The sequence below is a fragment of the Enterococcus spodopteracolus genome, from assembly GCF_030441955.1.
GTDB lineage: Bacteria > Bacillota > Bacilli > Lactobacillales > Enterococcaceae > Enterococcus_B > Enterococcus_B spodopteracolus.
In genome coordinates, this window is the sequence record NZ_JARJHD010000007.1 from 1 (window position 1) to 15,232 (window position 15,232).

Annotated in this window: 11 protein-coding genes; all 11 read right to left on the reverse strand. The window is 40.4% G+C overall.

The genetic code is table 11. The features are described from left to right. Positions 1-896 precede the first annotated feature (896 nt). Entirely contained in the window at positions 897-2,393 is a 1,497-nt protein-coding gene (gene lysS / locus P3R27_RS09435; protein ID WP_010734126.1) for a lysine--tRNA ligase, read from the reverse strand. A gap of 115 nt (positions 2,394-2,508) precedes the next feature. Continuing rightward, positions 2,509-3,507, reverse strand: a complete 999-nt coding sequence (gene dusB / locus P3R27_RS09440; RefSeq protein WP_034688554.1) for a tRNA dihydrouridine synthase DusB — start codon at positions 3,505-3,507, stop codon at positions 2,509-2,511. Next, complete coding sequence (gene hslO, locus P3R27_RS09445; protein ID WP_034688555.1) at positions 3,508-4,395, reverse strand: Hsp33 family molecular chaperone HslO; 888 nt, start codon at positions 4,393-4,395, stop codon at positions 3,508-3,510. A 152-nt stretch (positions 4,396-4,547) separates the two neighbouring features. Next, positions 4,548-6,644 (reverse strand): ATP-dependent zinc metalloprotease FtsH, encoded by a 2,097-nt coding sequence (gene ftsH / locus P3R27_RS09450; protein ID WP_034688556.1) that lies wholly within the window; start codon positions 6,642-6,644, stop codon positions 4,548-4,550. A gap of 90 nt (positions 6,645-6,734) precedes the next feature. Next, positions 6,735-7,280 carry a hypoxanthine phosphoribosyltransferase gene (gene hpt / locus P3R27_RS09455; protein WP_010734122.1) on the reverse strand — a complete coding sequence of 182 codons (546 nt, stop codon included), beginning with the start codon at positions 7,278-7,280 and terminating at the stop codon, positions 6,735-6,737. Beyond that, a complete protein-coding gene (gene tilS / locus P3R27_RS09460; protein WP_126134374.1) occupies positions 7,280-8,710 on the reverse strand; it encodes a tRNA lysidine(34) synthetase TilS in 1,431 nt (476 codons plus the stop codon). Before tilS ends, hpt begins: the two co-directional genes overlap by 1 nt. Before the next feature lie 78 nt (positions 8,711-8,788). After that, positions 8,789-9,259: a S1 domain-containing RNA-binding protein gene (locus P3R27_RS09465; protein WP_010734120.1), complete on the reverse strand. Its 471-nt coding sequence runs from the start codon at positions 9,257-9,259 to the stop codon at positions 8,789-8,791. A 46-nt stretch (positions 9,260-9,305) separates the two neighbouring features. Next, positions 9,306-9,731 carry an FtsB family cell division protein gene (locus tag P3R27_RS09470; protein ID WP_034688558.1) on the reverse strand — a complete coding sequence of 142 codons (426 nt, stop codon included), beginning with the start codon at positions 9,729-9,731 and terminating at the stop codon, positions 9,306-9,308. A 63-nt stretch (positions 9,732-9,794) separates the two neighbouring features. After that, positions 9,795-10,070: an RNA-binding S4 domain-containing protein gene (locus P3R27_RS09475; protein ID WP_019722335.1), complete on the reverse strand. Its 276-nt coding sequence runs from the start codon at positions 10,068-10,070 to the stop codon at positions 9,795-9,797. Between the two features lie 9 nt (positions 10,071-10,079). After that, positions 10,080-11,678, reverse strand: coding sequence for a putative polysaccharide biosynthesis protein (locus P3R27_RS09480; protein WP_034688559.1), 1,599 nt, complete (start codon positions 11,676-11,678; stop codon positions 10,080-10,082). 15 nt (positions 11,679-11,693) lie between these two features. Further along, complete coding sequence (gene mfd, locus P3R27_RS09485; RefSeq protein WP_126134375.1) at positions 11,694-15,215, reverse strand: transcription-repair coupling factor; 3,522 nt, start codon at positions 15,213-15,215, stop codon at positions 11,694-11,696. Between the last annotated feature and the right edge of the window lie 17 nt (positions 15,216-15,232).

The window sequence follows — 15,232 nt, forward strand, 5'->3', positions numbered from 1 at the left end:
CGATTGTTAAGCTCAATTTGTTTGCTAGCATATTGCTTGCTTGTTAAAAATGTTTGTTGTCTTGAATTGAATCAAGACGCCCTACACATTTGGTTTGTCTTACTTTGTTCAGTTTTCAAAGGTCTACGTGATAATTGAAACACAACTGTCTCAATTCATCATTTGTGATTGCCGTAGCAACTTTTATATCTTAGCAAACTCTCGGATGATTGTCAACTATTTTTTAAAAGTTTTTTGAACTCGTTTTTCACGAGGCTGTCTCAGCAACTCACTTATCATAACTCATCGTTTGTTATTTGTCAATAGTTAATTTTGTTTTTTTCTTTGCGAAATCAACGTTTATCTATTGTCGTTCACAAGCGACTTGGTTATCTTATCATGTGTTGTCCCACACGTCAAGAACTTTTTTATGATCATTCAGAAGTTATGAAACTTAACTTTTGAACAAATAATAATATACCAACTAAAATCTTATTGGTCAACGAATTTTTTTGTGTTTTTTCAAGTTTTTTACTTATACGATTAATATACTAAAAAACGATATAAACGTTCGCATTTTGCACGGCATAAAGATGTTGAAAACCTTTATCTATTACAAATCATTCGCCATTGCAATTATGGTGAAACTTCTATAAAGTAGACCCATTTCTAATGGTTCCGTTTTCTTTTTTTATATCTATCTTCCCCCTTGCTATAACTTTCTCTGAAAAGGTTCATTGATACGCATTTACTTAGAAATTAGTTTCAATAAAATCTTAAATATAGAACCAGATTCCAAGCAAAGTTATCTCATTTTTTCTCTAAAAAATAAATCGACAACAGCTAGAAATAAAAATCATTTCTGGCTATTGTCGGTTTGGTTCCCTGAACAGGTTGTTTCTAGTTATGTTTCAGATTTAACGCATGGTTGGGAATAGTAATACGTCACGGATTGATTGAGCATCGGTCAATAGCATGACTAGACGGTCGATTCCGATACCTAGTCCGCCAGTTGGTGGCATACCATATTCTAGTGCTTCTAAGAAGTCTTCGTCTAAGCCATGTGCTTCATCGTTTCCAAGCTCGCGTTCTTTTTCTTGCGCTTCAAAACGTTCTCTTTGATCGATTGGATCATTCAGCTCAGTAAAGGCATTAGCAAATTCTTTTCCTGTGATGAACAATTCGAAACGGTCAGTAAAACGGGGGTCTTCAGGATTTTTCTTCGCCAATGGAGAAACTTCTACTGGATGTCCATAGACAAACGTAGGTTGCACTAAGGTTTCTTCCACAAACGCTTCAAAGAATTCATTGATGACGTGACCAACCCCCATTGCTTCTGTCACTTCAACTTGGTGTTCTTTTGCAATCGCTAATGCTTCTTCTAAGGTCATTTCTTTCCAGAAATCAACACCTGTATGCTCTTTGATTGCATCGACCATATGCACACGTTTGAAATCACTCTCTAAGTCAACTGCTTGACCTGCATAAGTGATTTTAGCTGTTCCTAATACTTTTTCAGCTGCATTCCGGATGATACCTTCTGTCAAGTTCATCACATCTTGAAAATCAGTATATGCAGTGTATGCTTCAAGCATCGTGAACTCTGGGTTGTGGGTCGTATCGATTCCTTCATTGCGGAATACACGGCCGATCTCATAAACTTTTTCCATACCGCCAACAATCAGACGTTTCAAATGAAGTTCTAACGCAATACGTAGATATAAATCCATATCTAACGCATTGTGATGTGTGATAAACGGACGTGCTGCTGCTCCGCCGGCTTCATTATGCAAGACTGGTGTTTCCACTTCGATATAGCCGTTCCCATCTAAATAACGACGGATCTCACTAATGATTTGACTGCGTTTCATGAAGCGGTCAAAACTATCTCTATTACTTACTAAATCAAGGTAACGCTGTCTGTATCGTTGTTCGATGTTCGTTAATCCATGATATTTATCTGGTAATGGACGAAGTGCTTTTGATAAGATGACGATTTCAGAGGCTTTGATCGATACCTCACCTGTATCAGTTTTCATGATTTCTCCAGTTACGCCAAAGAAATCTCCTAAGTCAGCATGTTTGAATACTTCATAAGCTTCTTCACCTACTCGGTCTTTGCGTACGTAGATTTGGATTTGGCCTTCTCTGTCTTGCAGATGGGCAAATCCAGCTTTACCTTTTCCACGGCGTGTCATCATACGGCCAGCAACACTCGCTGTCAATGCCATCTCCGCCAATTCTTCTTTTGTACGTGGATCAAATAATTCGTGCAATTCTTGGGAATTATGTGTACGCTCAAATCGCTTACCAAATGGATCAATCCCATTTTCTCTCAATTGCTCCATTTTTTCACGACGAACAATCATTTGATCGTTTAAATCTTCTAATTGATTTTGTTGTTCCTCAGTCACAAAAGTTCCTCCATTCTCATCTTATTCTCTTCCTTATAATGCCAATGAAACGCAAAAAAAGCAAGCCGAACTTAGTGTTTCGGCTTGAATTTCGCAAAAAACTTACAATAACTTTCTAAGATTGAAGTGATAATTTTTCACTTTTTTCAATCAATTGGTCAAGAAGTTCATTGATTTCATACTGTTTCTCAGTCTTATTGATCGCTAATTTGATCTTGGCTGCACGTGAGATACCTTTTAGATAGTAGGAAGCGTGTGTCCGAAACTCACGACAGGCGATGGTTTCTCCTTTTAAATCAACTAAACGTTCTAGATGTAATTTTGCAGTAGTGATTTTTTCGCGTGCGGTTGGTTCCGGAATCAGCTCTCCAGTTTCTAAATAATGTTGTGTCCGATGGATCATCCAAGGATTTCCTAGAGCAGCACGGCCGATCATAACGCCATCGGCACCCACGTATTCCAACATGCGTTTTGCATCCTCTGGTGTTTTGACGTCTCCGTTACCCATAAAAGGGATCGTTAGATGTTTTTTGACTTCCTTTAACACTTCCCAATTGGCTTTCCCTTCATACATTTGCACACGTGTTCGTCCGTGCATGGCTACGGCACCGGCACCGGCTGCTTGAGCGGCTAATGCGTTTTCGACAGCAAAAACGTGTTCTTCGTCCCAACCAATACGCATTTTCACAGTAACTGGCACATCAACTGCCGATGCAACTGCATGAACCATTTCATAGACTTTATCAGGATCTAATAACCATTTTGCACCTGCTTCAGCTTTGATGATTTTATTGACTGGGCATCCCATATTGATATCAATGATATCTGCTGTAGTATGTTTCTCAACAAACTGTGCTGCTTCTACTAGTGTGTCTTTGTTCCCACCAAATATTTGCAAGCTTAACGGATGTTCAGTTTCGTCGATATGCAGCATTTCCAATGTTTTTTTGTTGCGGAAATGGATACCTTGGTCACTGATCATCTCGCAAACGACCATTCCTGCACCAAATTCTTTAACGGTTACACGAAATGCGGCATTCGTGATCCCTGCCATTGGTGCTACAACAACGCGATTCGGTATTTCAACGTTCCCGATTTTCCATGTGTGATCCACTTATAATCCTCCCAAGGCTTCTGTCTTCAATGCTGCTAGGTCACCTTCTGTGTAGGTATACTTACTATTACAAAATGAGCAAACTGCCTCTGCGCCATGGTCTTCATCGATCATTGCTTGGATTTCTGCTGCGCCTAAAGCAATGATTGCTGCGCCAAACTTTTCTTTCGAACAATCACATTTAAATTGCACAGGCATTTTTTCTAGTACTTGCAATTCGTCTGTTCCTAACAATCCTTGCAAGATTTCTTCAGGTGTCAACCCTTCATCTAAGAGTGTAGAAATACGTGGTGTTGTTTTCAGTTGCTCTTCGATTTTCGCAATCGTTTCTTCGTCTGCCCCTGGCATGACCTGGATCATAAAACCGCCCGCTGTTTTGATGGTATCATCCGTATTGACTAAGACGCTTAGCCCTACAGCTGAAGGGATTTGTTCTGAAATCGCTAAATAGTACGTGAAATCTTCAGCTAGTTCACCAGATACAATCGGTGTTTGTCCTGAAAAAGGTTCTTTTAAACCTAGATCTTTTGTCACACTGAACATCCCTTGTGTCCCTACTGCTCCACGTACATCGATTTTTCCTTCTGCGTTCAGCGGTAAACTCAGGTGTGGATTTTTGATATACCCTTTGACATCACCTTTACCATTCGCATCAACAACGATCCCACCTGCAGGGCCATCTCCTTGGATGCGTACTGTTAATTTATCTTCTCCTTTAACTGTCGCACCTAGAAGCAGACTGCCAACTAATGCACGGCCTAATGCTGCTGATGATGTATGCCAAGTATCATGGCGTTGCTGCGCTTCTGCGACAGTATTGGTTGCACGAACAGCATATGCTCGAACAAACCCGTCATTGGCTAATGCCTTCACTAAATAATCTTCCATTTGTATGTACCTCATTTCCCGATTTTAAAACTCATAGTGAATCATACTAGTAACTTCCAAATTTTTCAACTTTTGAATTTGTAAATTCTACGTTTCTATTTTAATTGTCAGACACAAAAAAAGAGCTGCGACTTTCGTCACAGCTTCTTTCTTTATCTATTTTGATCATCTGAATGATTTTGTTCATCCGTTGAAGTCGATTGATTGTCATCATTCAACTCTTTTTTCGCTTCATCAAACTCATGTTTTTCTTCTGCTTGTTTTTCCGCATCTTTTTCTTCTAGTGCACGTTTTGCTTCTTCAAACGTTTGTGCTTCTTTTTCACTAGGGAAGTCTGCCGATTCTGCTCCTTCAGGCATTACACCTTTTTCAAAGAGAGATTTGATTGCTTTGGCATCCAATGTTTCAAATTCAAGCAGTTTTTCTGCGATCAGTTTGTGTTGCGCACGGTGTGCTTCGATGATTTCATGTGCTTTTTGATGTGCTTCCATCAAGATCTTGCGTACTTCTTGGTCGATTTCAAAAGCAACTTGTTCTGAGTATGCTTTCGTTTGACCATAGTCACGGCCTACGAATACTTGGTGGTTTCCTTCATATTGGACAGGACCTAAGCGATCACTCATCCCATACTCTGTAACCATACTTCTTGCTAGTGCTGTTGCTTGTTCAAAGTCATTTGATGCACCAGTAGATTGAACGTTGAAGATGATTTCTTCTGCGGTACGTCCACCTAGTAGTCCAACGATTTGTTCAAACATATCTTCTTTTGTCATTAAGAATTGATCTTCTTTTGGCAAAGCGATCATATATCCACCAGCACGTCCACGCGGGATGATCGTTACTTTGTGAACGACACGGGCACGACTCAAGACAAGCCCAACGATCGTATGACCTGCTTCATGGTATGCGACCATTTCGCGTTCGCGTTTGCTGATGACACGGTCTTTCTTCGCTGGTCCAGCAATCACGCGGTCTTCTGCTTCATCGATATCAGAAGCATCGATTTTTTTCTTATTTCGACGAGCAGCTACTAATGCTGCTTCATTTAAGACGTTTTCTAAATCAGCACCAGCAAAACCTGGTGTTTGTTGTGCTACGACTTTTAAATCAACATCGTCAGCAATTGGTTTGTTTCTTGCGTGAACTCGTAAAATCGCTTCACGGCCTTTGACATCTGGACGACCAACTAAAATTTGACGGTCAAAACGTCCTGGACGAAGTAAGGCTGGATCTAATACGTCTGAACGGTTTGTCGCTGCAATCACGATCACGCCTTCATTTCCATCGAATCCATCCATTTCAACAAGCAATTGGTTCAGTGTTTGTTCACGTTCATCGTGTCCGCCACCCATACCAGCGCCACGTTGACGACCGACAGCATCGATTTCATCAATAAAGATGATTGCTGGAGCATTCTTTTTCGCAGTTTCAAATAAGTCACGAACTCGGCTTGCACCGACCCCAACAAACATTTCAACAAAGTCTGAACCCGAAATAGAGTAGAATGGTACGCCAGCTTCACCAGCAACTGCTTTAGCAAGCAACGTTTTACCTGTTCCTGGAGGTCCTTCTAAGAGAACTCCGGCTGGGATACGTGCGCCTAATTCAATGAAGCGTCTTGGATCTTTTAGAAACTCAACGACTTCGACAAGTTCTTGTTTTTCTTCTTCCGCACCCGCTACATCAGAGAAACGAACGCGATTTGCTTTTTTGTCGGCTTCTTTTGCTTTGGATTTCCCAAAGTTCATCACACGGCCTCCGCCGCCTCCGCCGCCTCCTTGTTGTCCCATCATCATATAGAAGAAGAAGACGATGATCACGATTGGCAAGAAGCTTAATAGGAGTGATACCCACACGCCACTACTTGATTCTTCTCTGATCGTAGTTGCTACGTTGTTGTCTTTTGCCAAATCTGTGACTTGGCTCAATGTTGTATCGTTTGGCAAAATAATCGTAGTGAAGTGCGTAGTTGATGTCTCAGTAGTACCTAGAATCGATAGACCGCCACTATTTGCAACTGTCTGTTGTTCTTTGTATTCACCTGAGATCTTATACACACCATTAGCAGGTTGCACCTCAAAGCTTTTGATTTTGCCTTCTTGTAATTGTTCAGTGAATTTTGAGTACTCGATATCTGACGATCGTTGGCCATTGTTACCAAAAATAAAGTAGACGACCATTACCATCGCTAAGATTACGAGGACATAATACAAGGCATTTTTCATCATGCCATTGTTTTTTTTGTTCATAGTTGTCCTCCCTATGCGTTATTTTTACTTGATAAATCTTTTATCAATCCTGACCATACTATTGTAACATAATTTATGAAAGATAGATGATTAATTTGATTGATAAACGCTCGGTTTTAGTACACCGATGTATGGAAGATTTCGATAGGCTTCTGCATAATCTAATCCGTAACCTACCACAAACTCGTTTGGCACATTGAAACCAATGTAATCCGCTTCGATATCTACGACTCTGCCTTCGGGCTTATCAAGGAGTGTCACGATTTTGACTGAGTTTGCTTTACGGTATTTAAATAGATCGACTAAATAAGCAAGTGTTCTTCCGCTATCAATGATGTCTTCGACGATCAATAAATCACGGCCTTCCACATTCGTATCCAAGTCTTTTACGATTTTTACTTCACCTGATGAAACAGTTGCGTTACCGTAACTTGAAACATCCATAAAATCCAATTCTAGGTAAGCATCGATTGAACGGATAATGTCTGCCATGAATGGCACAGCACCTTTCAATACACCAACAACCAAGGGATTTTTATCTTGATAATTTTCAGTTAACTCTTTTCCTAGTTCTTTACAACGAACTTGTATCTCTTCTTGCGTGATCAATACTCTCTCGATATCTTTTTCTAACATCAGGTTCTCCTTCCAATTGCTTCTTTTTGATATTTGTAAAGAAGTATGTAGTGTATTTTATCAGTTTCTACACCAATACTCAAATAAGAATGGACAAAAGGGACTAAACTCCATAGATTTCTCCCCTCATCTATAATAACCCATGAATTTGTTCGTTGTGCAACAGATATTTTTTTATCGATAAAATATCTTGACACTTTTTTGTTCAATGTCTCCGTCAATTGGATGCGATCTCCCGGTTTTCGCCGATCGACCCAAAGCGATTGTTCGGCTGATAACCATAGATCATGAGTGAAGATTTCACCTGTTTCATCCAATTTCCAATCTGGCAGTTGGTCGGGTGTGTAGATCCCTAACCATTCCGACTCTCCTAACTGAATGGATTGATTCGGTATGATTTTTAACGGAGTATTTTGGTGATTAGTTGATCGTTCCTTTTTTCTTTCATAAAGATAAAGTACTTCATAGGAACGTTCGATCACCCAGCGTTTACCCAGATCAATCTGCCATTGTCCTGCGGCTTGTTCACATTGTTGTAACAACGTATCAATTTGTTTTTCTTTGATCGTCACTTTCGTAACTGGAAAAACGTAATCAAAGAACGTGTAAAAGAAGAAGTAACGTTCAAATGATTCCAAACTTTCGATCACCTTCCACGGAATAGATAAGCGCTCTTCTCCATACGTAAGATATTCCGTGATCATCTGATGAGTATTTTTTCGGATAAATTGTTCTGCCCATTGGATTTGTTGCGAGAATTTTTGGAAATGAGCCATCGCCTGGTTATTTTCTTTTTTCAATTGTGGTACGACTAAATGACGAAGTCGATTACGTTGGACAGTTAGTTCCTGATTGGTATGGTCTTCAAAAAAAGGTAAATCTTCTGCTTCCGCATACGCATACAATTGTTCCTTACTAAATGACAACAACGGTCGAATAAGTCGTCCACCAGCAAAAGGTTGCGTTTCCTTGATTCCCGCATACGTACCTAGCTGCCCACCCCGAATGATTTTCATCAAAATTGTTTCCATTTGATCATCCCCATGGTGCGCTGTCATCAATGTATCATAATGATAATGTCGTACGATCTCATCAAATTTCTCATACCGAAAAGCTCGAGCAGCCGTTTCAATTCCTTGTTCCACTGGATCCTCCCATACTTCTAAGTGGAAAGTAAGATTGTTTTTATCGCAAAAGTCAGCAAGATGGGCTGCTTCATCCGCAGAAACGCTCCGTAAGCGATGATCGATATGGACAACCCCTAACCGAAAGCCAATTTGTTTTCGGGCGGTCATTAAGCAATCGAGTAAAACCATCGAGTCTACACCACCGGAAACAGCAACTAGTATTTTCGCATGTTCAGACAGATAGCCTCGGCGTAAGCCTCTTTTTATAAATGCTTGTTTAAACTGACTTGCTCTTCTATCCATTGGTGTCACATCCTTTTACAAAATAAAAAGAGCGGACAAAAGTCTGTGACAATTGCCTGCCCTTCAATTTCGCTTAGCTTAGCTACGGCGACCGCCACGGCCTCCGCGTTTTCCTTCTGTGTTGCGTTTTAAGGAAGTCAATCGATCATCGCTATCTTTTAAAAATGAGCTCATCAATGAATCGAAGTCTTCTTTTGTATTGGAAGGTTGGCTGCGAGAAAAAGATTTTTTCTGCGGTGCGCGTCCTCGATTATCTCGAGTTTCTTTTTGTGGATATCTCTTTTGACGATTTTCATCATTGGTTTCTACTGGTTGCTCTTGTGCTTTGCGGATAGATAAACCGATTTTACCATCATCATTGACTGTAATGACTTTGACTGTTACCTCATCACCAACGCTCAATACATCATGAATATCCTTGATATAACCGTTTGATACTTCACTGATATGAACTAACCCTGTTTTGCCAGCTCCTAAATCAATAAATGCGCCAAAATTTGTGATTCCTGAAACTTTTCCTTGCAGTTTTGCTCCTACCTCGATTGACATAAAAAAAATGTTCCTCCTAATTATTTCCCTTTTTTTATATTACTGCTTATTGGGCAGTTGTTGAACTCGTTGTTTGTTCATCGGTGTCTGCTGAATTATCTGTCGTAGATTCAAGTATCGGGTAGACTTGCTCCCCTTCTTTTGAATAGAAAAATTTGCTTCTAGCAAGTTTTGCTACATAATCTTCATCTTTAAGCAATTTCACGTCTTCTGTGAGTTGGTCTACATCTTTATTGATTAGTTGTAACTCTGTATCTGCTTCGACTTTTAATTCATTTAAATGATTCATTCGTTGCATATCATTAAAAATTTGGAAACCTATTACAGCGAAAATGACCAAAGCACCTAAAAAGATGGCTGCTAACCTGCGTCTACGAAAAATCAATTGGCGTTGTTGTTGTTGAAATTCGACATATTTTTTCTTTGCATACTCTGTGTCTAGTGCAGCGATTTTATTGCTTTTGTTTGCCACCTGTATTCGCTCCAATCTTTTTTGATTGTCATTCTTTATTATACCAACATCCTGAATGCTTGTCTAATCTATTTCGCTTGTGTTTTGTACTCGTGTTTCTGACAAGACTTCATACATTTTTTGTGCATCTTCTTTTTTTGTTGACTCATGTAACTCTGCTACCTTGATTTCCATCGTCTTGTTGCCAAATTGGATGTCCAATTGGTCTCCAACTTTGACATCACTGGAAGATTTCGCTAGTTTGCCATTGATTTTGATTCGTCCTTTATCCGCCACTTCCTTAGCGACAGATCGGCGCTTGATGATTCGCGAGATTTTTAAAAATTTATCTAGTCGCATCTCATGTCCTCACTTTTCTTTTTTTATTTTCTTCAAACGTAAGATTTTCTTACCAAATGGCAGTAACAGCCATTCACGGATCGTAAATAATTTTGTCCAGATCACTGCATATACAAATGTGACTACACCTATAATGACACCACCTAGGCTGGCAAAAAGAGCAGTCGAGCGATGGTTCACTGGACCAAACAATAAGTTTAAGAAGCCATAATACACAAATAATGCTAAGACCATACAACCTAAACATTGGATCAATTTCTTACCAAATTTTCGTTCGTGCCAAAAACTATTGATTGCTGGAGTTTCAGTACGGACAAAATACCATAAAGTCACTGATAGTCCAAGTAATGTCGATAAACTAGCACCGACTGTTCCTAAATAACTCGTGAGAAGGGGGGTAGCTAAAGCTTTAGCAAGCAAGCCCCAACCAGCACCCTTTAGTGAGGGGCGGAAAGAGTTTTTACTTTGAGCAATGCTTTGGTACGCTTGAATAATTGCAGTTAGTCCAATGGAAAAAACAAATAGAACTAGTGTCATATTCCCAGCATAATCTTTAAACAATGCGTAATTGATATAAGGCAACAATACAGCTAATCCTACTGAAGCTGCCAACGCCAATGCAGTCGTCAGACGCAAGTAAATTTTTGCTGTGGAATAAAATTGTCCTTTGACTGCACTCGTTAGGTAGCGGGTCAACGCGGGTAAGAACGTAGCACTTAAAGCTGTAGCAATAACTAATCCTAATTGAACTAACGGTTGCCCACGATCATATACTCCTTTAGCTATTTTAGATGCTTGCTCGGATAAACCATAGATTTGTAACGCATTCTTAACAAAAAAAGAATCAATCAATTGGAAGAAGATCAATAGACCACTATAAATGGATACTAATCCCCCTTCAACCAAGAAACGGCGCACGAGTGATTTCGCTGGCCTTCTTAAAATTGGAAAGTGGCGGAAGCTCAATGCACCACCATGGATTTTTTGTTCATAATAATACAGTACACCATATGCACATACGCCACCAAATACTGCGCCACTCATTGCCGCTGTGCCTGTTTGATAGACTGTCCAGCCTAATTGCTTAAAGGCAATCGCGCTAAAAACAATGATTGCTACACGAACAATTTGTTCCACGACTTGTGAAACTGCTGTGGGCTCCATTAAAAATCGACCTTGAAAATTCCCACGATAATAAGATAGTCCTGGCATCAACAAAAACGTGAAGGAGACGATCCGAATCAACGGCATCAATTGTTGATCCCCCATCATGAGAGCGATCCAGTGACTAAATGAAAATACGAAGAGCCAGAGTAAAAAGCCTGACCAAAAAACAAGAGGATAAAGATTTTTCAATGCTTGTCTTTGTTCGAAAGGGTCTTTTTTTTCTGCTACATATTTAGAGATAAACTGGGGTAGCCCCGACAAAGCGAGTGTCATCGCAATACCATAAATAGGATAAACTTGTTGATAAACATAAAAACCTTCATCGCCCACTAAGTTTTGCAATGGAATCCGATATAGTGCGCTGAGTACTTTTGCTATAAAAGAGGCAAGCGTCAACACAAAGGCACCATGCATCACTTGACGCATTTCTTTATGATCCAAAGGTTCAGCCCCTTCCTATGCAGTCGCATATTTCTGTTCGCGCAATGCTTTGACAAATTGTTGGATTTCTTGCAGCCAAACAGCAGTCGTTGTTTGAGGTGGCAAGGTCAAACGAATCATCATTTGTTCTTTTTCCACACCAAGTCCTGCTTTTAATTTTGTGGCAGTCAGCGCTTCAAATAATTGTTCAACCGTGTAGCGTTTTGTTCCCACTTTGCTCAACTTGAACACGATGGTTTGTTGTTGCTTACGAATCATCTCTAGCAATGCACGATCGCCATCCATTTTGATTTGTCCAATCGTCAACAAATGCGCGACTTCTTCAGGATATTCACCAAAACGATCCAGTAGATCTGCTTCTAATTCTTCCAACATCTCTTGTGAATCCAATTCGCGAATCCGTTTATAGATTTCGATTTTTTGGCGTTGATCTGACACATAACTTTCTGGTAGATAGGCATCGACGCCTAGATCGAGCTCCACAGAAGTTTTTTCTGTTTGCTGATTTTTACCTTGTTTACGAGCGACTGCCTCACTCAACATTTGAGAGTACATATCAAAACCAACAGCATCGATAAATCCATGTTGTTGCGCCCCTAGCAAGTTACCAGCACCACGGATCGATAAATCTCGCATCGCGATTTTAAATCCTGAACCCAATTCCGTAAAGTCTTTGATTGCTTGAAGACGCTTTTCACTGACTTCATTAAGGATTTTTTGCTGTTCGTACATAAAATAAGCATAAGCGACACGATTGCTTCGTCCGACACGTCCTCGTAATTGGTAAAGCGTAGATAGTCCCATATAATCGGCATTTTCTACGAAGAGTGTGTTTGCATTCGGGATATCCACTCCAGTTTCGATGATCGTCGTCGTCACTAAGACATCATACTGTCCTTCGATAAAGTCGAATAGTGTGTTTTCCAGTTGGACTTCCGTCATCTGTCCATGGGCATAAGCGATTCTCGCTTCTGGAACTAATGCTTGAATTTCTTCTACTTTACGCTCAATCGTTTCTACACGATTATATAAGTAGAAAACTTGTCCTCCACGTCCCATCTCTCGCTGAATCGCTTCTCGGATCGCACCTGGATTTTTTTCCATCACATATGTTTGGATCGGATACCGATTCGCCGGTGGCGTTTCAATCACTGATAGATCCCGTACGCCTAGCATCGACATATGCAGCGTTCGTGGAATAGGTGTCGCTGTCAAAGTCAGCACATCCACTTGCGCACGCAATTGTTTCAAACGTTCTTTGTGTTTTACACCGAAACGTTGTTCTTCATCAACGATCAATAGACCTAAATCACTAAATTCAATATCTTTTGACAATACACGATGAGTACCCACAACAATATCTAGTTGTCCTGTGCGTAATTCTTCGATTGTTTCTTTTTGTTGTTTCTTTGTTCGGAAACGACTCAGCAAACCAACATTCACTGGGAATCCCTCAAAACGTTCCAACATCGTTTCGTAATGTTGTTGCGCCAAGATTGTTGTCGGCACAAGGAAGGCCACTTGTTTGCTTTCCTTGACTGCTTTAAAAGCAGCTCTTAACGCCACTTCGGTTTTCCCGTAACCAACATCCCCCACTAATAAGCGGTCCATTGGTTTTTCTTTTTCCATATCTCGTTTGATTTCCGCTGCACTTCGGAGTTGGTCATCTGTTTCCGAATATGGAAAAGCATTCTCAAATTCTTTTTGATACGAGTCATCCGGACCAAATGCGTATCCTTTTTCTGCTTCTCTGACTGCATACAATTGGATCAAGTCATCCGCAATATCTTCAATTTTTGAGGAGATCTTGCGTTTCGTTTTCGTCCATTCACTACCACCAAGTTTGTTGATTCGTGGTGTTTTGGATTCCGAAGCTACATATTTTTGGATCAAATTCAACTGCGTGACAGGAATAAATAGCTTATCATCATTTTGATAAATGATCGTCATATAATCTTGGTGGACACCGTCGACTTCTAAGGTTTCCATACCGATATATTTCCCGATCCCATGATTCGCATGGACAACGTAATCTCCAGCTTTTAATTCGTTGTAGCTTTTTAGTCGTTCTGCATTCGTTACCGTTTGACGACGTGTCTGTTTTTTTGTTGTCTTTTGAAAAATCTCTTTTTCCGTGATCGTTACGATTTTTTCTTGTGGCAACTCAAAACCTGTCATCAATGCGCCTTCGACTAATTGGACTTGTCCTTTGATCAGTTGGTCTGCTTCTGTTTCTACCACTAATATGTCTTCGTCACGCAACATTTGTTCCGCCTTACGGATACGTTCTTTCGTTGGAATAAAGATGACGACTGTCTGCTCTTGTTTGCGCCAACGATCCATTTCCGTTTTCAGCAATGGCATTTGTCCAAAGAACTGTTGCATCGTGCGATACTGGAACTGGTAAAGTGCTTGGAACCTGAGATTTCCCATTCCTTTTTGGAATAAAGAGAAAAAAGTGGTCGCAAATTTCTCTTTTTGGATGATCCCATGTACATCTGCCACAAATTGTTGTTCAGAGAATACGCGTAACTCACTGATTTTTTGTGTATGCCATTCCGCTGCTTCTCTCTCCATTTCGCGATTCGTTTCCATGATTCTTTGGTAATCGTCCACGATCAGCAAGCTATCTTGGGGAAAATAATCCAAAATCGATAAATGTTCAGGATACAAAAGATCCGCATAGAACTTCGCTTCGTCTGTCGGGACATTTCGTTTCCACTCCGAGATCAACTGACCGAAATAGTCATGCAAAAATTGTCGTTCAGTAGGTTCTGCGGTCGTTGCTAATTTCTTTTCTAAGAGGTTTTCTATTTTGTTGATACCGTCAAGCAGATTCTCTTGAGAATAAATTTGTTCACTTGTTGGTGGCAACCACACTTCTTCGATCTTTTCAATCGATCGTTGCGTATCAGCTTCGAAGTATCTCATGGAATCAATTTCGACATCAAATAATTCCACACGAACAGGGTATTCAAATGTCAAAGGATAGATATCAACAATACTCCCTCGCATACTAAATTCCCCAGGTTTTGCGACCATCTCTGTCCGCTCGTAGCCCATCAAGACGAGTTGTTGCGGTAATGAGTCCACGGCGATCTCGTCGCCAATCTGCCAATGTAATTGGGCATTGCTCCATGTTTCTTTATCAGGAAGACGTTTGTGCAATGCTGCCACTGGAAGAAGATAGATTCCTGGTTCATCTCGTTGCAAACGATTCAACGTCGCTACACGTTCAGCCCGAGCTTCAGGAGAAGAAAAAGCCATTTCTGCGGAAAGCACTTCATCTACTGGAAATAAGTGGATACTTTCAGCCGGCAGAACGTGTTGCAGATCCTCTGCCAATTGGTTGACGTAATATAAATTCGGCATCAGGATAATCAGATTTTTATCCAGTTTTTTAAACGCATGTGCAAACAACAACGTCTTAGCAGATCCAGCTAAACCTGTAATCAACTGTCTAGACATCCGTCGTTCAAGATTCATGGACCATTCAGCCACTTGAGCATCTTTGCCAATCAATTGGATCATATCCATCGTTTCATTCTCCTTTC

Excerpts from the sequence above, each read along its gene's own strand:
- hslO (WP_034688555.1), bottom strand. The coding sequence starts at position 4,395 with ATGGAAGATTATTTAGTGAAGGCATTAGCCAATGACGGGTTTGTTCGA.
- ftsH (WP_034688556.1), bottom strand. The coding sequence starts at position 6,644 with ATGAACAAAAAAAACAATGGCATGATGAAAAATGCCTTGTATTATGTC.
- hpt (WP_010734122.1), bottom strand. The coding sequence starts at position 7,280 with ATGTTAGAAAAAGATATCGAGAGAGTATTGATCACGCAAGAAGAGATA.
- tilS (WP_126134374.1), bottom strand. The coding sequence starts at position 8,710 with ATGGATAGAAGAGCAAGTCAGTTTAAACAAGCATTTATAAAAAGAGGC.
- P3R27_RS09465 (WP_010734120.1), bottom strand. The coding sequence starts at position 9,259 with ATGTCAATCGAGGTAGGAGCAAAACTGCAAGGAAAAGTTTCAGGAATC.
- P3R27_RS09475 (WP_019722335.1), bottom strand. The coding sequence starts at position 10,070 with ATGCGACTAGATAAATTTTTAAAAATCTCGCGAATCATCAAGCGCCGA.
- mfd (WP_126134375.1), bottom strand. The coding sequence starts at position 15,215 with ATGGATATGATCCAATTGATTGGCAAAGATGCTCAAGTGGCTGAATGG.